A 22,750-nucleotide genomic window follows, 5' to 3' on the forward strand; every position below is an offset into this window, starting at 1 on the left:
TAATTTAACTTTTTATTGCTTTATCTTGTTTTTTTGCAATCGCAGCATTTGAGCGCTTGCGAATCTCTGCTTTTATTTTTTGTGTATAGCCTTCATCGGTCAGGATCATGAGTAGATCACCAACCTTCATGATCGTGTCTCCGTGAGTGAGTATTTCAGAAGAGCCACGTCGAATCGATATCAACAACATCTCATCCGGCCAATTAAAATCGCGAACCATCGTACCATCCAAAGTACTTTCGGCTGTAACAGGAAATTCGATGATCGTCTTATTTCCAGTAATACTTGGAAGATGTCCTTTGAGTAAACGTTCAAGCAACGATTCGTAAATTGGATTACCACCTAATAAATCATTGATTACATAAGCGGTTAACGAACAAACTGCTAAAGGCATTAAATGCGTGATATTACCAACCATTTCGGTAACAAGAATAATTGCTGTTAATGGCGCTTTTCCGATAGCTGTGAAATATCCCGCCATCGCGAAAATCGCAAAATCTCGGATCAGCATGGAATCCATCCCAAACCATTGATGCAAAACAGTCCCAAAAATACCACCAATCAAGGCACCTAATGTCAGAATCGGAAGGAAAATCCCGCCTGGAAGATTCGCGCCATACGAGATCATTGAAAAGATAAAACGTAAAAGAAATAAGAAAAACAACACAGTCAATGGAAAAACTTCTTTGCCTAGGGATAGGACGATTTGATTGCCGCCGCCTAAATAATGCGGAAAAAAGAAAGCAATCGGAATAATCAATAAAAAGGGAATAATGCCATAAAGATGTTCTGGCAAGTGTGTTCGTTTATAAAATTGCGGCAATGATAAAAGTACGATCTGGTAAACATAGCCGAGTGCGCCTAGAATAATTCCTAAAAGAATCAATAGACCATAATACTTCAAAGGTAGTGATGGAACATTTGCGATAAACAGAACTGGTTTTAAACCAAAAAAGTTCAATGAGACTAGGTTTGCCGTCAAAGCTGCAGTTAGCGAAGTTAACCAAATCAAGGGCGAGAAGTGATGATGAACTTCTTCAATCACAAACAACAATCCAGCAATCGGCGCATTGAAAGCCGCGCCTAGCCCCGCCGCTGCGCCACTAGAAATAAAAATCTTTTTTTCTGAGGTTGAGGCATGAGTATATTCACTAAAACCTTGTCCTACCATAGCGCCTAATTGAATCGAGGGACCTTCACGACCTAAAAATAATCCTGATCCGACAGACAAAACGCCACCGATAAATTTTTTCCAAAGAACTGAGAACCAGTTCAATTTAATCTCACCCTGCAAGGCTCCTTCGACTTGCGGGATGCCGCTGCCTTTGATATTTGGTTCAGATTTTATCATTCTGCCAACGATCAAAGCGCAAACTAGCATGACTAAAGCCCATGGAATCAGCCATAAAGGATTATCACGAAACCAGAGATAAAGCGTGATGACATGTTCCATCATCTTTTCAATCAATAGACGAAACAAACTTACAATGATTCCGGCGATTGCTCCAATCAAAACTCCTTTTAATATAAAGAATACTTTTGTACTATCTAAACGTTTTATTTCATGTTCTTTTTTCATGATTTCCTCCCATACCATTATTAAATCTAGCGCTAATTCCTAAGAAAAACAAGGATGAATTAATGAATTCGCTTTTTTAAAATGTTGCTAGTGTCGCGAAACTTTCTGAGATGCTATAATGAAAAAGATTGAATAGAGAAAGGACGTTTTGCATGCCAAACAAACAGGAGTTGTTAGCAGGACTAAACCCTAAACAAAAAGAAGCGGTGCTTCATACAGAAGGACCGTTATTGATTATGGCGGGAGCAGGAAGTGGAAAGACACGAGTCTTGACCCATCGAATTGCTTATTTAATAGAAGAAAAAAATGTGAATCCATGGAATATTTTGGCAATCACTTTTACCAATAAGGCAGCACGAGAAATGAAGGAGCGGGTGAACGGCATTCTAGGCCAAGGTGGCGAAGATGTTTGGGTCTCCACTTTCCATTCGATGTGTGTTCGTATTTTACGCCGCGATGTAGATGCAATCGGTTATGATCGGAATTTTACGATTTTGGATGGTTCGGATCAATTGACACTAATGAAACGAATCTTGAAAGAATTAAACATTGATCCGAAAAAATATGATCCGCGTTCGATTCTGGGAGCAATCAGCAATGCAAAAAATGAGTTGCTTACACCAGAAACTTACGCCGATCGCCAAGGTTCTTTTTTTGAAGAAATTGTCGCACGTTGCTACGATGCTTATCAAAAAGCCTTGCGAAACAATCAAAGCATGGATTTCGATGATTTGATTATGAATACGATTCGATTATTTGAAGATAACGAAGAAGTTCTGACCTATTATCAGAATAAGTTTCATTACTTACACGTCGATGAGTATCAAGATACTAACCATGCCCAATACACCTTAGTAAATATGTTAGCGGCACGGTTCCGTAATTTGTGTGTTGTCGGCGATGCGGATCAAAGTATCTATGGCTGGCGTGGTGCGGATATGCAAAATATTTTAGATTTCGAAAAAGACTATAACGATGCAACAGTCATTTTGCTGGAACAAAATTATCGTTCGACGAAAAGTATTTTAGATGCTGCCAATCAAGTCATCCAAAATAATAGCAATCGTCGGGATAAGAATCTTTGGACTGATAATCAAGCAGGAGAACAGATTACTTACTATCGTGCCGATAGCGAACGTGATGAAGCACAGTTCATTGTCAGCAAAATTACAGAAGAGATCCAAACAAATAATCGTAGCTATAATGATTTTGCTGTTTTGTATCGAACGAATGCTCAATCACGGGTGATTGAAGACACACTAGTCAAATCGAATGTTCCTTATACAATGGTCGGCGGACATAAATTCTATGACCGTAAAGAAATAAAAGACATTATCGCTTATTTGAATATTATTAATAATCCTCGAGATGGTGTCAGCTTCGAACGCGTGATTAATACGCCAAAACGCGGAATTGGAGCGGCTTCAGTCGAAAAATTACGAAATTTTGCAACAATGCACGATTGGTCAATGGTTGAGGCTGCGCAAAATGTAGATCTTGCGAATATCTCCGGTAAAGCGGGGCGGATGATTGGCGAATTCGGTACGATGATCACGCAATTTCAAGAAATGATCGGATATTTACCGGTTACAGATTTAGTTGATCAAGTACTAGAGCGAACGGGTTATTTAGATGAATTAAAAAATCAACGGACGCTTGAAGCTGAATCACGTCTTGAAAACTTGGAAGAATTCCGGACAGTAACGAAGGAATTCGACAAACGTAACGAAGCACAAGAAGACGATGCGGCGAATGCCCCAGAAGAGAAACTAGCGATCTTCTTAAATGACTTGGCACTTGTTTCAGATTTGGATGATTATCAAGAAGAGAGTGCACAAGTAACTTTAATGACGTTACACGCGGCTAAGGGATTAGAATTTCCGATCGTTTTCTTGATTGGGATGGAAGAAAAGATCTTTCCACTGTCTCGTTCATTGATGGAAGAAGCCGAATTAGAGGAAGAGCGTCGTTTGGCTTATGTTGGCATAACTCGTGCTGAAGAAAGCTTGTACTTAACAAACGCCTTTTCTCGAACACTTTATGGAAAAACACAATACAATCAACCATCTCGTTTTGTAGCGGAGATTGATGAAAGCTTATTGAATCCAGTAGGAATGCAGCCACAACCCAAAGCTGCCTCCTTTAATAATCCGTTCAAGACAAATCCTAATGCGATGAAGCCAAAATATCAGCATGCTACACGAGAACCAGTAATGAACAAAACCGCTTCCGGTGGTGAAAATGAAAGCTGGAATCCAGGTGATAAAGTGCAACATAAAAAATGGGGGACTGGAACAGTAGTAAAAGTTAGCGGCAACGCGAAGGATGTTGAACTAGACATTGCTTTCCCACAACAAGGAGTCAAGCGTTTATTAGCGGCCTTTGCGCCAATTCAAAAAATATAAAAACTAGGAGGGATCTTCTTGGAACCAATGACCTTTCAAGCAGCGGAAGAGCGTTCAGCCCAGCTTCGCGATGAATTGAATCAATACGCCTACGAATACTACGTACAAGATCAACCTTCGGTGGAAGATTTTGTTTATGATAAAAAATATCAAGAATTAGTAGAAATCGAAACAGAATATCCAGACTTGATTACACCGGAATCACCTACACAGCGTGTAGGTGGTAAAGTACTAGAAGGCTTTGAAAAAGTTGTGCATGATATTCCTTTATACAGTTTGAATGATGTTTTCAGTAAGGAAGAGTTAATTGCTTTTGACGAAAGGGTCAAAAAAGCGGTGGGACATCCCGTTTCTTACTGTGTGGAATTAAAAATCGATGGACTATCGATCTCATTAAAATATGAAAATGGGGTCTTCGTACAAGGGGCGACTCGCGGAGATGGAACAGTTGGTGAAAATATCACAGAAAACTTGAAAACCGTGAAGTCGATTCCATTGCGGTTAAAAGAACCTCTGACTATCGAGGTACGGGGCGAATGTTATATGCCGAAAGCTTCATTTATCAAGTTAAATAAGCAGCGGGAAGAAGACGGAAAAGAAGTTTTTGCTAATCCCCGTAATGCAGCAGCCGGAAGTTTGCGACAATTGGATACACGTATCGCGGCACAAAGAAACTTGAGCACTTTTTTGTATACATTAGCTGATTTTGGTCCGTTAGAATCAACAACTCAAGATCACGCACTGAATGAGATGTCTCGCTTAGGTTTTCGGACGAATCCGGAACACCAGGTCTGCGAGACAATCGATGAAGTTTGGGAATATATCGAAAAATTCCATGAAACGAGAGACCAATTGTCTTACGAAATCGATGGCATCGTGATCAAGGTGAATGAGTTTGATTTACAAGACGAGTTGGGCTTTACCGTGAAAGCGCCACGCTGGGCTACAGCTTACAAATTTCCGCCTGAAGAAGCACAGACGACCTTACTGGACATTGATTGGACGATTGGGCGAACAGGCGTATTGACACCGACAGCAATTATGGAGCCAGTTCGTTTAGCAGGAACAACAGTTGGGCGTGCTAGTCTGCATAATAGTGATTATATTGAAAAGAAAGACATTCGATTGAAAGACACGATTTTAGTTTATAAGGCTGGAGATATTATTCCGGAAGTTGCACAGGTAATTCTGGAAAAGCGTCCAAAAGACAGCGAACCGTATCCAGTACCAACCCATTGTCCGATTTGTGATAGCGAGTTAGTTCATTTGGATGAAGAAGTTGCGTTGCGCTGTATTAATCCGAAATGTCCGGCACAGATCAAAGAGGGATTAAGCCACTTCGTTTCTCGAAATGCCATGAATATTGAAGGCTTAGGTCCTCGAGTATTAGCACAAATGTTCGATAAGAAACTAGTCTCAGATGTTGCAGATTTATATTCATTGGATAAAGAGCAACTGTTGACTTTAGACAAGATCAAGGATAAGTCTGCTGAAAATATTTTGCAGGCAATTGATGCCAGTCGTGGGAATTCGGTTGAACGTCTGATCTTTGGTCTTGGTATCCGTCATGTTGGTGCAAAAGCCGCAGGGATTTTAGCGGAACACTTTGGCAATCTTGAGGCTATAAGCAAGGCTGATAAAGAAGAAATCGTCAGCCTGAATACGATTGGTGAAACAATCGCAGACAGCTTGGTGACGTATTTCGAAAATGAAGAGGTACACGAATTGATGCAAGAATTAGCAGATCGTGGTGTAAATCTTGAATATAAGGGGATTCGAGCGAGTCAGTTAGCAGAAGTCGAATCGCCGTTCAAAGATAAAACGGTCGTGTTAACTGGGAAACTTGTCGACTATACCCGGGAAGATGCTAAAGAGAAAATTCAAAATCTTGGCGGGAAAGTAACTGGCAGCGTCTCTAAAAAGACAGATATCGTAGTAGCTGGCGAAGACGCCGGAAGTAAGCTGACAAAAGCACAAAGTTTGGGTATAGAAGTTTGGGATGAAAAACAAATGATTCAAGCAATCGAAGAAAGTCATACAGATTAAGCAATTTTGTCTAGAAGAATATTGACGATTCGATTAACGAACGAGTATTATAAAAAAGCGTCAGGTCTACTAGAATGGGTTTATTCATTAAATTGTTTGAATTGAACAACTTTTCAAAAAATTTCAAGAAAAACCCGTGAATTCTAACAGAGATATGATAAAATGATTGAAAATTGACAAAAGAAAGAGGGATATTATGGCAATCAATGAAGAACAAGTGAAACATGTCGCGAAACTTGCGAAGCTTTCTTTTTCAGATGATGAATTGACTGGGTTTACAGATCAATTAGGCAAAATAATCGACATGGTCGAACAACTTGGGGAAGTTGATACAGAAGGCGTGCCATTTACTTCCAATGTATTAGAAACAATTAACGTCATGCGCGAAGATGTAACCGATGGAGGCTGGCCGCGTGACGAGTTAATGAAAAATGTTCCGGAAAGTGAAGATGGTTTCATCAAGGTTCCGGCAATCATTGACAATGGAGAGGCTGGTGCATAATGGAAAAATTATATGATAAATCAATTGAAGAACTACACAGCCTGTTAGTTTCAAAAGAAATTACCGCGACTGATCTAACAAGCGAAACCTTTGACCGAATCAAAGAAACTGAAAAAGATATCGATGCCTTCATCACTTTGAATGAAGAAAAAGCGCTAGAATTGGCAAAAGCCATCGATGCAAAAGGAATCACTGAAGAAAATGCGTTGGCTGGTATTCCAATCGGAATCAAAGACAACATCGTTACGAAAGGACTTCTAACAACAGCTGCATCAAAAATCTTATCAAACTTTGATCCTATTTATGATGCCACCGTCATGGAGAAGGTTTACAGTTCAGATTTAATTCCTGTCGGAAAACTAAATATGGATGAGTTTGCGATGGGAAGTTCAAGCGAAACATCATACTTTAAGAAAACAAAAAATGCTTGGGACCAAACGAAGGTTCCCGGTGGCTCTTCAGGTGGCTCTGCTGCTGCAGTAGCGGCAGGAGAAGTTCCTGTGTCCTTAGGTAGTGATACCGGGGGCAGTATTCGCCAGCCTGCAGCTTTCAATGGCGTTGTTGGATTGAAACCTACTTATGGCCGCGTATCTCGTTTTGGCTTGATTGCTTTTGCATCATCATTAGACCAAATTGGCCCATTTACCCGAACAGTTAAGGATAATGCCTTAGCTCTAAATGCAATCAGTGGATATGATCCAAAAGATGGCACCTCTGCGGGAGTTTCTGTACCTGATTTTGCAGCTGGTTTAACTGGCGATATCAAAGGAATGAAGATCGCATTACCAAAAGAATTTATGGCTGAGGGAATTGAGCCAGGAGTCAAAGCTGCAATTACAAAAGCAGTTGACACATTTAAAGCCTTGGGTGCAACAGTTGAAGAAGTTAGCTTGCCTCACTCAAAATATGGTGTAGAAGTGTATTACATCATCGCCTCTTCTGAAGCAAGCTCAAACTTGCAGCGTTTTGATGGTATTCGTTATGGTTTCCGTTCTGAAGATGTTCAAAACTTGGAAGATGTTTATGTAAATACCCGGACTGAAGGCTTCGGCGATGAAGTAAAACGCCGGATCATGTTAGGTACCTTCTCACTTTCTGCCGGCTATTATGATGCGTACTTCAAGAAAGCCGGACAAGTTCGGACATTGATTAAGCAAGATTTCGATAAAGTCTTTGCTGATTATGATTTGATCATTGGTCCAACATCACCAACTGTTGCCTTTGGTATTGGTGAAAACATCGATGATCCAATCACAATGTATTTAAATGATATCTTGACGATTCCAGTGAATTTGGCTGGATTACCTGGAATGTCTGTTCCTGCCGGCTTCTCTGAAGGGTTACCAGTTGGACTACAGATTATCGGAAAACATTTTGATGAATCAACGATGTACAAAGCAGCATTTGCTTTTGAACAAGCAACAGATTTCCATAAGCAAAAACCAGTGATTTTAGGGGGGGACAAATAATGAACTTAGAGACAGTCATTGGGCTTGAAGTCCATGTAGAATTAAAAACAAACTCTAAAATCTTTTCACCTGCGCCCGCTCATTTTGGTGCGGAAGCGAATACGAATACAAATATTATCGATTGGGGCTACCCAGGCGTTTTGCCAGTTATGAACAAAGCGGCGATCGAATTTGGAATGAAGGCAGCTCTAGCTTTAAATTGTGAAATTTCTAAAAATATGCATTTTGACCGCAAAAACTATTTTTATCCAGATAATCCCAAAGCCTATCAAATCTCGCAATTTGACGAACCAATCGGACATGATGGCTGGATCGAGATTGATGTCAACGGCAAAAAGAAAAAGATCCGAATTGAACGTGTTCATTTAGAGGAAGATGCTGGTAAAAACATGCACGGCATCGGTGGTTATTCTTATGTCGACTTAAACCGCCAAGGAACGCCATTAATTGAAATCGTATCGGAAGCAGATATGCGTTCGCCTGAAGAAGCCAATGCTTATTTAGAAGCCTTACGCTCGATCGTTCAATTTACTGGAGTCAGTGATGTGAAGATGGAAGAAGGCTCAATGCGTTGTGACGCGAATATTTCTTTACGTCCGTATGGTCAAGAAGAATTCGGAACAAAAACCGAGTTAAAGAACTTGAACTCCATTAGCTTCGTAAAAAAAGGCTTAACATTTGAAGTACAACGTCAAACGAAAGTTTTACTTTCAGGTGGAACGATCCAGCAAGAAACGCGCCGCTATGATGAAGGAACAAACAAAACAATCTTGATGCGTGTCAAAGAAGGCTCAAGCGATTATCGTTACTTCCCGGAACCAGATATTCCTCGTTTTGAAATCGATGATGCATGGATTGATGAAGTACGTGAAACATTGCCAGAAATGCCGGCAGCACGTCGTGAACGCTATGTGAATGAGTTAGGTTTACCAGAATATGATTCGATGGTCCTAACCTTAAGCCGTGAAATGTCCGACTTCTTTGAAGATACCTTGAAGGAAGGCGCAGATGCAAAACAAGCTTCTAACTGGTTGATGGGTGAAGTATCTGCCTATTTGAACAGCGAAAAATTAGAATTAGCTGATACTAAGTTAACTCCGAACAACTTAGCAGGCATGATCACCCTGATTGCCGACGGTACGATCAGCTCTAAAATTGCGAAGAAAGTCTTCCGAGAATTGATTCAAAATGGTGGAGATGCCAAAGAAGTTGTTGAAGCTAAAGGACTTGTTCAGTTGTCAGACCCTGCTCAATTACTTCCGATGATCAATGAAGTGTTAGATAATAATGAACAGTCTGTTGAAGATTTCAAGAACGGTAAAGAAAGAGCTGTTGGTTTCTTAGTTGGCCAAATTATGAAAGCGACTAAAGGGAAGGCTAATCCTGGCGTAGTAAACAAATTACTTCAAGAGGAATTAGCGAAACGGTAAGGGGCTCGAACATGAGAAAAGCACGACTGATTTATAATCCAGTATCTGGAAAAGAGATCATGCGCAATAATTTGGCAGATATCTTAGATGCCATTGAAAAAGCAGGTTATGAAGCAAGTGCCTTTGCTACAACTCCTGAGCCTGATTCAGCCAAAAATGAAGCAACTCGTGCCGCAAAAGCTGGTTTTGAACTAGTCGTTGCGGCAGGTGGGGATGGAACAATTAATGAAGTGGTCAATGGGATCGCTGGTTTGAAAAAGCGACCTAAGATGGCGATTATTCCTGCGGGAACCACAAATGATTATGCCCGCGCTTTGAAAGTGCCGCGCAATAATGTCAAAGCAGCAGCTGAGGTGATCCAAAAACAGCAGACAGTTAAGATGGATATTGGGAAAGCAGCTGATACGTATTTTATTAATATCGCTGCTGGCGGTTCATTGACAGAGCTAACTTATGAAGTTCCCTCAGAACTAAAAAGTATTTTTGGTTATTTAGCCTATTTAGCTAAAGGTGCGGAGATGCTTCCACGGATTAAGCCAACAAAAATGCGTCTAGTTTATGAAGGCGGTGAGTATGAGGGGAATGCCTCGATGTTTTTCTTGGGGTTAACGAATTCAATTGGCGGTTTTGAAACGATCGCACCGGACGCTAAACTGGATGATGGAAAATTTTCACTGATCGTGGTCAAAACAGCAAATCTTTTTGAGATCGTCCGCTTGATCACACTAGTATTAAATGGTGGAAAGCATGTCAATGATTCAAAAGTTTTATATGTAAAGACTAGTTTTTTAGATGCAAGTTTGATTGATACTGATAAGAAAATGATGATCAATTTAGATGGTGAATATGGCGGCGATGCTCCAATGCGCTTTGAGAATCTGCATCAACACATTGAATTCTACGCGAATACTGATGAGATCAATGACGATGCGATTTTAGGTCAAGATGATCAAAAACGTGAAGCTGGAATCGAACTTGTTAAAGAGTACGAAAAAATTCAAGATGAAGATTCAGAAGATTAAAACTAGAACGTTTCTGTTGAAAGACAGAGACGTTTTTCTTTTGAAATAAAACTTACAGAAGTCTTAAGGGGATAACACTGGTGTTACCTTGCTTTTTCGAATAGAATTCATTAGAATAGATAAATCAGCCTTGAAGGAGAATAACATGACCACAGTAGAAAAGAATCAAACATATACCGTCACAATTGATGACTTATCCCACGAAGGTATGGGTGTCGCTCATATCGACGGATTCCCGCTCTTTATCGAAAATGCTTTACCTGAAGAAGAAATGTCGATCAAAGCGGTCAAAGTCGGTAAAAAATTTGGCTTTGGTAAAGTGATCGAGCGTTTTAACGCAAATCCAGAGCGAAAAGATGTGAAGGACTTGGATCTATTAAGAAGCGGCATCGCACCTTTAAGTCACATGACTTATGATTACCAATTACGATTCAAACAGCAACAAGTCGAAAAAGTGCTCAAAACAATTGCAAAGTTGCCGGATTTGCCTGTTGCGGCAACTATAGGGATGAAAAAACCTTTTGAATATCGAAACAAAGCACAGATTCCAGTTCAAAAAGTTGATGATCAATTAATGACCGGTTTTTATCGTAAAAACTCACATGTTTTATTACCAATCGAAAATTACTTGATTCAAGATTCAAAAATTGATCAAGCGATTATAGCGATACGTGATATTTTACGACGTTTTAAAGTCAAAGCTTATAACGAACGTGAAAACACCGGCTTTATTCGCCACATTATTATTCGCCGCGGTCATTATAGCCATGAGATGATGGTAATCTTGGTAACCCGTACAGAGCGCTTCTTTAAGGGAATGGAGATTGCTGAATTGATCAGAGCGGAATTGCCAGAAGTTGTTTCGGTCATTCAAAACATTAATCCTGAAAAAACCAATGTTATCCTAGGTCGCGAAGAAAAAGTTTTATTTGGTAAAACGACGATTAAAGACACGTTGTTAGGCAAAACTTACCAAATCTCACCTCAATCATTCTATCAAGTCAACACAGAACAAACTGAAGTGTTGTATCAAACAGCAATCAATTTCGCTGAACTGAATGCAGAAGATATCGTTGTTGATGCTTATTGCGGAATCGGTACAATCGGATTGTCACTTGCAGAAAAAGTAAAACATGTTTATGGTGTAGAAATCGTACCGCAAGCAATTGAAGATGCGAAAGCAAATGCGAAGGCTAATGGGATTGAAAATGCCAATTATGAAGTTGGCAAAGCTGAAAAAATTATGCCACGCTGGGCACGTGAAGGCATCGAACCTTCTGTTATTTTTGTTGATCCGCCGAGAAAAGGTTTAGATGAAAAATTCGTCGAAGCTTCAGTAGCAGTGAATCCTGAAAAAATCGTGTATATTTCTTGTAATCCAGCGACATTAGCCAGAGATTTGAGAAGATATGAAGACCTTGGCTATCATGCTGTGAAGGTTCAGCCAGTGGATCTATTTCCGCAAACATACCATGTCGAATCAGTAACGCTACTTGTAAAGGCGGTGTAAAAATGAACCAAAAAGAAAAAATGCTAGAATTGATCAAGAAGAAACAAGGCGGCGGCCGTTCAAAGAAGATGGAGACGCCGAAAAACGATCGTAAAAACATGCGCAAGGGACCAAAGATTTTTAATAAGTAAACAGCAGAAAGGGACGATTTCATTGGGAAATATTTGGATGCAGCGATTGACGAAATTTTATCAAAAATATGCGCATTTGATGCGCGGACGTTATGGCAGATTTGATCAAATCAATAAAGCTTTGTTGATCGTATGGGCAGTAATGATGATTCTTGACCGTTGGATTCCGTTTTACATCGGAAATATTTTGGCATTAGCGGCTTTTGCATTAGTTCTTTATCGTTTTTGTTCAAAAAAGATTTATCCGCGAAGCAATGAAAACCAAAAATTTATTCAGTGGATCGCCCGTATGAAGGATTTCTTCAAAGGTAAAAAGGGTACCTATAGTTACTTCAAATGCCCTGAATGTAAACAAAAGCTGCGAGCACCAAAAGGTCGAGGAAAGATTAAAGTGACTTGTAAAAATTGTCATACACAATTCGTTAAGAAGGTCTAGTTTTTAAAACTAGGCTTTTTCTGATATCCTTACAACGAGAAGGTGAGAAGATGAAGTTGATTTTAGTTCGTCACGGCGAGAGTGAAGCAAACTTTGAAAACTATTGGACCGGTTGGCTAGATGTGAATTTAACAGAAAAAGGCCTTAATCAGGCTAGAAATGCCGGCAGAAAAATAAAGGAAGCTGGCTTACTGATTGATGTTGCGTTCGAATCGGTTCTGAAACGCTCTATTAAAACAGCTAAAATGATATTACAGGAGACAGATTCAAGTTTTGTCCCTGAGTTCAAAACGTGGCGTTTAAATGAACGCCATTACGGGGCGCTAGTTGGAAAGAACAAAGATATCATTGCAGAGCATTTTGGAGCCGATCAAGTAAAAAAATGGCGGAGAGGCTTTGATGAAGTACCGCCGTTATTAAAAGAAAATCACTTTGATCGACGCTATAATAATTTGGATTCGCGTTTGATACCAACAGGAGAGAGTTTACATATGACATCGCAACGAGTCATTCCATTATGGCAGGATCAAATTGCACCGAAATTACTAAATGGGAAAACGGTTTTAGTTTGCGGACACGGAAATAGTTTACGTGCACTCGTTCAATTTTTGGAAGGTATCCCTACTGATCAAGTAGATCAGATTGACATTCCTAATGCGACGCCGATGATTTATACTTTCAATCCGCAGTTAAAGATTGTTCAAAAAGAAATTTTATAAAATTATTATGTAAACATAGAGAGGTTATTATGAATTACATTTGGGATTTTGACGGTACTTTATATGATACGTACCCAATTATGCTAAAAGCTTTGATGAAAACTTTTGAAGAACTTGGCATCAAAAAAGGCGAAAGAGATGTTTATCGAAAAATCAAAACAGAGTCAATCAGACAGATGATCATTGATTGGCAATTGCCTGTACCAAATTTTGATCAAATGTATCACACTTTTGAAGCGCAGCAAAACAAAGATTCGTTCCCTTTTGAAGAAACGAAGGCGACCTTGGAAAAATTGCAGGAAAAAGGCGGACAGCACTTTATTCTGACTCACCGCACAGTGGATTCGACTTGGAATTTATTAAAACGCGATGGATTAGATTCATTAATTGTTGACATTATCGGCAGTGATTCAAATTTTCCACGAAAGCCTAACCCAGCAGCTATTGATCATTTTATGAATAATTATCAGCTTGATCCAAATCAGACTCTTATGATAGGAGATCGTAAGCTAGATATCGAGGCGGGAAACAACGCTGGTGTTCAAACAGTTTTTTTTGATTTAGATTATTTTAAGCAAGATATTAGGGCGACTTATTTTATAAATAATTTAAAAGAAATGGTACAAATTTTCTGAGCAGAAAGCTATAATTGTGATAAGGGTATAGTTGGCTGAAAGACCGCTATGGGAATCATTTAACTAGTATTTTAAGAATAATTATTTTAAACAAGGAGGTGCGCGATGGAATTAGAACGCGATCAGGAAGTCGTTGAATCATTTAATTACGGTCTTCCTCCAAAAGATAAAGTAGTAAAACAAAAATTACTGATCAATTTCAGTCCACTGGAAGCAGTGGATCCGGGATATCCGGCCGAAAATAGCATCATGGGTGTACGGATCGAGTTCGTTCTCCCTTTTGAAGAGTTTATCATAGGCGGTGTGCTTTCTCAGGTGATACATGTCATTGGGCGTCAAGTCAAACAACAAAATGATCTGACAGAAGCTGAAGCGAATGAAATGATTCGTCCAATTTTAAGATTAATTGAGCGAATGGTTTATGAAATCACGGAAATTGCTTTAGATAAACCTGGTGTTAAAATCAACTTTTCTTCTAATACAATTTAACTATTTATCCTCTATTTTGAAGAAATCTTACTTTTTTTGTTAGATAATTTCAGGTTAGAGGATTTTTTGTTGTGTTCATGAAAATTTCCATGTAACAATGCAAATCATAAGACAGATATTTTTTTCTAGGTTATACTTTAATAGTCACTAAAATTTAGGTCGCGCAGCTATATTTTAGGGTATTTTGTTGAAGAACGGATACCGGGAACCTTTACTTCCTTTGACAGACTTGTCATTATAAAAAAGTTATTTTAGGAGGAATACAATGACAACTCTGTTCACTGTATTAGTGATCGTAGTATTCGTTGCGTTGCTTGTAGTTTTCTACCAAATGCAAAAGAGACATGTAAAATTCTCAAATCGTGTTTTTGCAGGATTAGGTGCCGGAATCATTTTCGGTGGAGTTTTACAACTTCTTTTGGGTAATGGTAGCAAAATTATTTCTCAAGCGATGGAATGGATCGGGATCGTTGGTAATGGTTATATTTCATTATTACAAATGTTAGTTATGCCTTTAGTCTTTATTTCAATCGTTGGTGCTTTCACTAAAATGAAATCAAGTAAGAAGCTTGGGAAGATCAGTGCGAATGTGTTAGTTACTTTGTTAGCTACAACGGCAATTGCTGCTTTGATCGGTATTGCAGCAGTGATGATCTTCGGACTTGATGGCGCAACCTTTACAAAAGGAGCGGCTGAAACAGCCCGAATCAAAGAATTAGCAGATCGCCAAACAATGGTTCAAAACTTTTCAATCCCTCAACAAATTCTTTCTTTCATACCAACCAATGTTTTCGCAGACTTTGCTGGAACGCGCCCAACGAGTACAATTGGCGTGGTAATTTTTGCGGCTTTTGTCGGTATCGCCTTTCTGGGAGTACGTCGGAAGGCACCGAAAGAAGCTGAGTTTTTTGCAAACTTGATTGATAGTCTTTATAAAATTATCATGCGTATTGTAACGTTAGTATTGCGTTTAACACCATATGGAGTCTTCGCTTTAATGACTAATGTGTTGGCAACAAGCGATTTTGAAGCAATTGTTAACTTAGGTAAGTTTATTATAGCTTCATATAGTGCATTGATTGTTGTATTATTAGTTCATTCCTTGATTCTTTTAGGAGTTAAAGTTAATCCAATCAATTTCTTCAAGAAGTCTTTTCCAGCATTGAGTTTTGCGTTTACCTCACGTTCAAGTGCCGGAACTTTGCCAATGAATATTGAAACGCAAACGAAGGCATTAGGAGTCGACGAAGCGACAGCGAACTTTGCCGGCAGTTTTGGGATTTCAATAGGTCAAAACGGCTGTGCTGGGGTTTATCCAGCAATGCTTGCTACAATCGTTGCACCTACAGTAGGTGTAAATGTGTTTGATTTGAAATTTATCGTGATGTTGGTTGCTATCGTGACGATCAGTTCATTCGGTGTTGCTGGCGTCGGCGGTGGCGCAACTTTTGCTTCATTGATCGTATTAGGAGCTATGAATCTGCCTGTTGCAATCGTAGGTTTGGTAATCTCTGTAGAACCAATGATTGATATGGCTCGCACGGCTGTTAATGTGAGCGGTAGTATGGTGGCTGGTGTTGTGACCAGTGAACGGATTCATGAGTTAGATCGAGATATATTAAATGATGAGAATGCTTCAATTGAAGTAAATTCTTAATAATATGAAAGGCTTGGCTAGCGCGACCAAGCCTTTTTTGGTACACTTTTCGTGATAATACAAGAGATTTAATTAGGAGTGAAAAGTTTGTTTAATGAACAAGTAAAGGTGATTTTATACGCCAATGATGTACAGAAGGCTAGTAATTTTTGGCAGAGCCTAGGTTTTGTAGAAATTAGTTTTGATGAGCTTGACGGTTCGCAGGTAGCTGAAGTCGTGATGAGTGAAAATAGCACTACTCATTTGGTGATTTATGATCGCGAATTTATTGAAAAAAATGATGACGAGGCGACTGAACCATCTCCGGCTTTGATTTTTGGAAGTGATGATGTCATGTCACTATACAAAAAACTTCAAAAAATTGATGTTCGATTGGGCGATCTTGCACAGATTGGTGATGAGCTTGTTTTCAATTTTGTTGATGCAGATGGAAATTATTTTGTGGTGTCAGGTCATTAGTACGGTCTTCAATTAGGAGGGGCGGATGGATATGAAACAAGTTTTTGTAATTGGTGATGTTCATGGTGAATATGAGATGTTTCTTGAAATTCTAAAAAAATTTCAACCTGATAAGCAACAATTGATCTTAATTGGTGATCTGAATGATCGAGGTCCTAAGAGCAAGGACTGCTGGTTATTAGGAATGGAACTTGTTGAGAAATATCAGGCAGTTTACCTGAGAGGCAATCATGAACAATACTTCCTTGAATTTATGAACAGTCCAGAAGATTGGTTCCCCAGTTATCTATACAATGGTGGGAAAGAAACGATCGAGAGTTTACTACATAAAGGTGCAACTGATGAGTATTCGGCAACGGAAATCGCAATGATGATTAGGAGCCGTTACAAAGAACTTTTGGCTTTCCTTGCAGAACGACCGCTTTACTGTGAATGGGGAGAATATCTCTTTGTGCATGCGGGTGTTGATTTATCAAAAGACTGGCATGAGACTTCTGCGCAAGATTTTTTATGGATTCGCGAACCTTTTCATGAGGGTAAAAATAATACAGGAAAAACGATCGTATTTGGACATACTATTACACCGATGCTCTATGGGGATATGCAAACGACTTCGCTTTGGCAGTCCGATGGGAAGATCGGTATCGACGGCGGAGCCGTCTTTGGAGGAACTTTGCATGGGGTCGTCTTTGATCAAACAGGTATCATACATGATTATGAAATCCCCAATATGAACGGACCATGGCAACCTGATTTTTAATTGTTGAGTGAGATTCTATATGAATCTCACTTTTTTTCTACCACCACTTGCACAACAATGTACAAAATGGCATAGTATTTTAATAGGTTTTTAATTTATCGAATATGCTTAACAACTATCAATAATCGACTTTTTAGTTGAGTAAGGGGACGCTATGTCAGATACAGTGAAAGGCCATTTATCCGCTAGTTTAACTGTCGTTATATGGGCGATGACTTTTATATCTACAAAAATTCTACTTAAAAGCTTTTTACCGATTGAAATTTTATTTATTCGTTTTTTGATTGGCTTTTTTATGTTAACAATCGCTTCACGGAAAATCTTGCCTTTCAAGGGTTGGCGTGAGGAGAGCTATTATATCATTGCCGGTTTATTCGGTGTCTTTCTATATTATTATTTAGAAAATGTTGCACTGACCTATACTTTGGCGATGAATGTTGGGATCATTGGTTCCGTCAGCCCTTTTATGACGGCACTGATTAGCCGGTTTATTTTGAAGCAAGGAAAAATTCCGCGCGTGTTTGTTTTAGGGTTTATTTGCTCGATGATCGGGATATCAATGATCAGTCTTTCAGGTACGCTAAACGTTAATCCAATCGGGGATGGCTTAGCGCTGATTGCGACAGTTTGCTGGGCTTCTTATTCCTTGCTCATCAAAAAGATCAGCGGATTTGGCTATGGTACGATTGCCACGACACAACGAATCTTTTTCTATGGGTTGTTATTTATGCTGCTAGTTCTATTCTTAACCTTAGATTCCTTTGATCTGTCTCGTTTTACAAGGTTTGGAAACGTAGGGAATCTATTGTTTCTAGGAATCGGAGCATCAGCTTTATGCTTCGTTACATGGAATTTCTCAGTTAAAAATCTGGGTGCTGTTCGCGCGGCTGTATATATTTATACGATCCCGATGCTGACAACAATTGCCTCGGTCCTGATTTTGGGCGAAACGTGGACTATAAAAACATTTCTCGGGATTTTATTGACATTGGCTGGTTTGGTATTGTCGGAACTACCGAACTTTTTGCGTCAAAGGAAAAAATAGACGAGTATTTTTTCTACTCCAATGGTTTTACCGGCTTTTGTTAAGGCAGGTATCCAAAAACAACACTGAGTCGTATATGTAGCTAGAATAGAAATATTTTCAGGTATATATAGAAAAATGCTCCTCCTATTGCGAAACAGCTGTTTTAATGGAGGAAGCAAACTTGCCGAAAGTGTGATAAAATAGATAAGATTTTGGATGAAATGAGGAATTGAAATGGCAGAAAGTTTAAACCAAGAAATCATTCAACTACTGAATAAAGAATTGACAGGTTATCGTCCGCAACAGATCAATGTTGTCTTAACATTATTGACTGACGGAAATACAGTACCTTTCATTGCTCGTTACCGGAAAGAAATGACTGGTAGTTTAGATGAGGTACAAATTCGTGAGATCGAAGAACGTTACAATTATTTAGAAAACTTAGAAAAACGCAAGCAAGAAGTGCTGCGTTTAATTGATGAACAAGGAAAATTGACTGAAGAGTTGGCACAAAAAATCCAACAAGCGGTCAAAGTTCAAAAGGTCGAGGATTTGTATCGTCCTTATAAACAAAAGCGCCGAACGAAAGCGACAATCGCTAAAGAAAACGAATTGGAGCCTTTAGCCGAGTATCTAATGAGCTTTCCGCAATCTGGTGATGTTTATGCCAAGGCGGAAGAATTTATCAACGAAAATGTAGGAACTGCTGAAGAAGCCTTGCAGGGAGCACATGAGATTGTTGCTGAACAAATCAGTGATAATCCTGATTATCGGACTTGGGTCCGTACCTTTACCAAAAATAAAGGTGTCTATCAAAGCAAAGTTAAAGACGCGGATAAAGATGAAAAAGGCGTCTATGAAATGTACTACGATTTTGCCGAACCAATCAATAAGATGGTTTCTCATCGTGTGTTGGCTTCTAATCGTGGTGAAAAAGAGGACATCTTAAAAGTTGCGATTTTGGTGGAAGAGGATAAGATCTTTGACTACTTAGAACGTCAATTAGTACTAAATAATCGTGCTATTACGGCGGAGTTTGTTCGTGAAGCTTATAAAGACAGCTATAAACGTTTTATCGGCCCAGCGATCGAACGTGAAATTCGCAATGAATTAACCGAAGAAGCAGATGAACAAGCGATCAATATTTTCGGAGAAAACTTGCGGAATTTATTGTTACAGCCTCCTTTGAAAGGAAAAGTTGTTTTAGGTTTTGACCCAGCCTATCGGACTGGTTGTAAGTTAGCTGTAGTTGATGAAACAGGAAAAGTATTAGCCATCGAAGTCATTTATCCTCATAAGCCAGCACCACAAGCCAAACGGCAAGCTGCTGGTCCAGCTTTACAAGCGTTGATCAAAAAGTATGGCGTAGAGATGGTTGCAATTGGAAATGGAACTGCCAGCCGCGAGTCAGAATTATTTGTCGCTGAACAATTGAAACAAATCCAGCAGGAAGTTTTTTATGTGATTGTCAACGAAGCGGGAGCTTCCGTTTATTCAGCTAGTGATATCGCTCGTGGAGAATTCCCTGATTTACAGGTAGAAGAACGTAGCGCTGTTAGCATCGCTAGACGTTTGCAAGACCCGTTATCAGAGCTAGTAAAAATTGATCCAAAAGCAGTCGGTGTCGGTCAATATCAGCACGATGTCTCACAAAAACGTTTATCTGAACGTTTGGACTTCGTAGTAGAAACGGCTGTCAACCAAGTTGGTGTGAACGTTAATACAGCTAGTCCACAGTTATTGCAATATGTGTCTGGATTGAATAAGACAACTGCGCAAAATATCGTGAATTATCGAGAAGAAAATGGCGCATTCACCTCACGTCCGCAACTGAAGAAGGTTCCACGCTTAGGACCAAAAGCCTATGAACAAGCGATTGGTTTCTTACGGATTCCTGATGCAAAAAACATTTTAGATACGACTGCGATCCATCCGGAGAGCTATACTAGTGCAAAGGATATCTTAGCGTTAGTTGATGTTAATTTGAAAACACTAGGTTCTTCTGAAGCGACAGAAAAAATTAAGAGTCTTCAAGTGAATGATTTACAAAAGCAGCTTGAAATTGGTAAAGAAACAGTCAAAGATATCTTACAGGCGCTGCTTCAGCCAGGGCGAGATATGCGTGATGAAATGCCTGCACCATTGTTACGGCAAGATGTATTGACGATGGAAGATTTGAAAGCTGGGATGGAACTGCAAGGAACCGTTCGCAATGTGATCGATTTCGGTGCTTTCGTTGATATCGGTGTAAAACAAGATGGTTTGGTTCATATTTCTAAGCTAAGCAAAAAATATGTTAAGCATCCGACTGATGTTGTATCTGTTGGCGATGTAGTGACAGTTTGGGTTGAAGCGGTTGATGTGAAAAAAGGCCGCATTAGTTTGACTATGGTCCAAAGTGATAAAAATGACTAATCAGGAATTACAGGCGCTTGTCGAAAAGGTATCTCAGGAATCTTTTCGACAACCATTCTGCCATAAAGCTACTTTCAACCGACGACTGAAAACGACGGGTGGTCGTTATCATTTACAAAGCCATAATTTAGACTTTAATGAAATGCTTGTCGAAAAATACGGCCAAGAAGAACTGATCAAAGTCATCAAACACGAGCTTTGTCATTATCATTTACATCTGGCTGGCCGTGGCTATCAGCACAAAGATCTAGAATTCAAACAGTTGCTAAAAAAAACAGGTGGTTCTCGGTTTACTCCGCAGCTTGCCACTGCTACATTTCATGTCTATCAGTGTGAAAAGTGTTCTCAAGAAGTCAAACGACGTCGAAAAATTAATACAACAAAATACGTATGTGGAAATTGCCACGGGAAACTAAAATTTTTGAAGATGATTGAAGCATAAGTCGACTAAAGTAGGGCAGAGAATAAAAGATTGCTATTTTTACGGATTTATATGATAATGTGAACCGCAAACAATTTTGTACATATAAGGAAGAGGATTAAATGAATAATAAAGACACACTTTATCATTTTGTTGGAATCAAGGGATCAGGCATGAGTTCATTGGCTTTGGTCTTGCATGAAAAGGGCTACCATGTACAGGGCTCTGACGTTGAAAAATATTTTTTCACACAACGTGATTTAGAAAAAGCCGGCATTACTATTTTGCCATTCAGTAAAGACAATATTAAAGAGGGCATGAAGATCATTCAAGGGAATGCTTTTCCTGATACCCATGAAGAGATTGCTCGGGCGAAAGAATTAGGCTTAGAGATTGTTCGTTATCACGATTTTATCGGAGAATTTATTCAACCATACACAAGCATTGCCGTTACTGGTTCACACGGTAAAACAAGTACAACGGGTCTATTAGCACATGTGTTGAATGGTTTAGCTCCAACAAGTTATTTGATTGGCGACGGAACTGGGCACGGTGTTCCAGACGCAACGTTTTTTGCTTTTGAAGCTTGCGAATATCAACGTCATTTCTTGGCCTATGCCCCAGATTATTCAATTATGACGAACATCGACTTTGATCATCCTGATTACTTCAAGAGTATCGAGGATGTTTTCGAGGCATTCCAAACATTGGCTTCGCAAGTGAAGAAAGGTATCTTCGCGTATGGAGATGATGAGTACTTACGTAAATTAAAGGCAGATGTACCAATCTATTACTACGGTTTATCCGAAAATGATGACATTCAAGCACGTAATATTGTTCGTACGACAAATGGCTCTGCATTTGATGTGTATCACAAAGAAAAATTCATCGGACGGTTCTCAGTCCCTTCATTTGGCAAACACAATATCTTGAATGCTTTATCAGTAATTGCTGTTGCTTACTTTGAAGAATTAGATATGGACAAGGTCAAGGAAGAAATGCTGACTTTCTCTGGTGTAAAGCGCCGCTTTACTGAGAAAAAAGTTGCGGACATGATTATTGTTGATGACTATGCTCATCACCCTGCTGAGATTAAAGCAACGATTGATGCCGCTCGTCAAAAGTACCCTGAAAAAGAATTAGTCGCCGTTTTTCAACCACATACATTCACACGGACGATTGCTCTGATGGATGAGTTTGCGGAAGCATTAGACCGTGCGGATAAGGTTTATCTATGTGATATTTTCTCTTCTGCTCGTGAAACCGCTGGGGATGTAAAAATCGAAGATCTCGGCGCTAAAATCCAAAAAGGTGGTCAAGTGATTAAAGAAGAGAACATGTCGCCGTTATTGGATCACGAAAATGCTGTGGTCATCTTCATGGGTGCCGGCGACGTTCAAAAATTTGAACGCGCGTACGAAAATCTATTAAGCAACACCACACGCAACGTTTTATAATCTAAAGGAAAAAGAAGGGTTCAGACATTCTTTGTCAGGACCCTTCTTTTTAGCAAACTGCTAGTTCAGAATCAAAACAATAAACAGGAAGGTCTAAAAAATCATTCCTTTAAAAATCTTTAGATTAGAAATGTACAAACTTGTGTTTTGTATGCTTTCTGATAAAATAATGAGTAGAACT

The 22,750-nt window shown here is 39.3% G+C and carries 20 protein-coding genes; 19 read left to right on the plus strand and 1 reads right to left on the minus strand.

The window, feature by feature from the left end; translation table 11 throughout:
- Positions 1-4: 4 nt before the first annotated feature.
- The gene (locus E6139_RS09870; RefSeq protein ID WP_316402897.1) at positions 5-1,579 is read right to left on the minus strand and encodes a ClC family H(+)/Cl(-) exchange transporter; all 1,575 of its coding nucleotides are present in this window, start codon (positions 1,577-1,579) and stop codon (positions 5-7) included.
- 152 nt (positions 1,580-1,731) lie between these two features.
- Between E6139_RS09870 and pcrA the strand changes: the two genes are divergently transcribed.
- The 19 genes from pcrA to murC all read left to right on the plus strand — a co-directional run bounded on the left by pcrA (position 1,732) and on the right by murC (position 22,569).
- Positions 1,732-3,984: a DNA helicase PcrA gene (pcrA, locus tag E6139_RS09875; protein ID WP_316402898.1), complete on the plus strand. Its 2,253-nt coding sequence runs from the start codon at positions 1,732-1,734 to the stop codon at positions 3,982-3,984.
- A 27-nt stretch (positions 3,985-4,011) separates the two neighbouring features.
- Positions 4,012-6,030: an NAD-dependent DNA ligase LigA gene (gene ligA / locus E6139_RS09880; protein WP_316402965.1), complete on the plus strand. Its 2,019-nt coding sequence runs from the start codon at positions 4,012-4,014 to the stop codon at positions 6,028-6,030.
- Between the two features lie 196 nt (positions 6,031-6,226).
- Positions 6,227-6,532, plus strand: coding sequence for an Asp-tRNA(Asn)/Glu-tRNA(Gln) amidotransferase subunit GatC (gene gatC / locus E6139_RS09885; protein ID WP_316402899.1), 306 nt, complete (start codon positions 6,227-6,229; stop codon positions 6,530-6,532).
- Positions 6,532-8,001 carry an Asp-tRNA(Asn)/Glu-tRNA(Gln) amidotransferase subunit GatA gene (gatA, locus tag E6139_RS09890; protein ID WP_316402900.1) on the plus strand — a complete coding sequence of 490 codons (1,470 nt, stop codon included), beginning with the start codon at positions 6,532-6,534 and terminating at the stop codon, positions 7,999-8,001. Before gatC ends, gatA begins: the two co-directional genes overlap by 1 nt.
- Complete coding sequence (gatB, locus tag E6139_RS09895; RefSeq protein ID WP_316402901.1) at positions 8,001-9,431, plus strand: Asp-tRNA(Asn)/Glu-tRNA(Gln) amidotransferase subunit GatB; 1,431 nt, start codon at positions 8,001-8,003, stop codon at positions 9,429-9,431. The genes gatA and gatB overlap by 1 nt, the downstream gene beginning before the upstream one ends.
- Positions 9,432-9,442: 11 nt before the next feature.
- Entirely contained in the window at positions 9,443-10,453 is a 1,011-nt protein-coding gene (locus E6139_RS09900) for a diacylglycerol kinase (protein ID WP_316402902.1), read from the plus strand.
- Between the two features lie 145 nt (positions 10,454-10,598).
- Positions 10,599-11,963 (plus strand): 23S rRNA (uracil(1939)-C(5))-methyltransferase RlmD, encoded by a 1,365-nt coding sequence (gene rlmD / locus E6139_RS09905; protein WP_316402903.1) that lies wholly within the window; start codon positions 10,599-10,601, stop codon positions 11,961-11,963.
- A gap of 2 nt (positions 11,964-11,965) precedes the next feature.
- The gene (locus tag E6139_RS09910) at positions 11,966-12,094 is read left to right on the plus strand and encodes a hypothetical protein (protein ID WP_067625539.1); all 129 of its coding nucleotides are present in this window, start codon (positions 11,966-11,968) and stop codon (positions 12,092-12,094) included.
- A 22-nt stretch (positions 12,095-12,116) separates the two neighbouring features.
- A complete protein-coding gene (locus E6139_RS09915; RefSeq protein WP_316402904.1) occupies positions 12,117-12,530 on the plus strand; it encodes a hypothetical protein in 414 nt (137 codons plus the stop codon).
- Positions 12,531-12,580: 50 nt separating this feature from the next.
- Entirely contained in the window at positions 12,581-13,249 is a 669-nt protein-coding gene (locus tag E6139_RS09920) for a 2,3-diphosphoglycerate-dependent phosphoglycerate mutase (RefSeq protein WP_316402905.1), read from the plus strand.
- Positions 13,250-13,278: 29 nt separating this feature from the next.
- Entirely contained in the window at positions 13,279-13,884 is a 606-nt protein-coding gene (locus E6139_RS09925) for an HAD-IA family hydrolase (protein ID WP_316402906.1), read from the plus strand.
- A 105-nt stretch (positions 13,885-13,989) separates the two neighbouring features.
- A complete protein-coding gene (locus E6139_RS09930; RefSeq protein ID WP_316402907.1) occupies positions 13,990-14,373 on the plus strand; it encodes a DUF1149 family protein in 384 nt (127 codons plus the stop codon).
- Between the two features lie 265 nt (positions 14,374-14,638).
- On the plus strand, positions 14,639-16,030 hold the full coding sequence (locus E6139_RS09935) for an L-cystine transporter (protein WP_316402908.1): 1,392 nt from the start codon (positions 14,639-14,641) through the stop codon (positions 16,028-16,030).
- An 87-nt stretch (positions 16,031-16,117) separates the two neighbouring features.
- Entirely contained in the window at positions 16,118-16,489 is a 372-nt protein-coding gene (locus tag E6139_RS09940; protein WP_316402909.1) for a VOC family protein, read from the plus strand.
- A gap of 31 nt (positions 16,490-16,520) precedes the next feature.
- Positions 16,521-17,249 carry a metallophosphoesterase family protein gene (locus E6139_RS09945; protein ID WP_316402966.1) on the plus strand — a complete coding sequence of 243 codons (729 nt, stop codon included), beginning with the start codon at positions 16,521-16,523 and terminating at the stop codon, positions 17,247-17,249.
- Between the two features lie 154 nt (positions 17,250-17,403).
- Positions 17,404-18,294: a DMT family transporter gene (locus tag E6139_RS09950; protein WP_316402910.1), complete on the plus strand. Its 891-nt coding sequence runs from the start codon at positions 17,404-17,406 to the stop codon at positions 18,292-18,294.
- 216 nt (positions 18,295-18,510) lie between these two features.
- The gene (locus E6139_RS09955) at positions 18,511-20,691 is read left to right on the plus strand and encodes a Tex family protein (protein WP_316402911.1); all 2,181 of its coding nucleotides are present in this window, start codon (positions 18,511-18,513) and stop codon (positions 20,689-20,691) included.
- The gene (locus E6139_RS09960; RefSeq protein ID WP_316402912.1) at positions 20,684-21,133 is read left to right on the plus strand and encodes a SprT family protein; all 450 of its coding nucleotides are present in this window, start codon (positions 20,684-20,686) and stop codon (positions 21,131-21,133) included. Before E6139_RS09955 ends, E6139_RS09960 begins: the two co-directional genes overlap by 8 nt.
- A gap of 101 nt (positions 21,134-21,234) precedes the next feature.
- Entirely contained in the window at positions 21,235-22,569 is a 1,335-nt protein-coding gene (gene murC, locus E6139_RS09965; protein ID WP_316402913.1) for a UDP-N-acetylmuramate--L-alanine ligase, read from the plus strand.
- The last annotated feature ends 181 nt before the right edge of the window (positions 22,570-22,750 follow it).

The organism is Enterococcus sp. (assembly GCF_032555305.1).
GTDB lineage: Bacteria > Bacillota > Bacilli > Lactobacillales > Enterococcaceae > Enterococcus_A.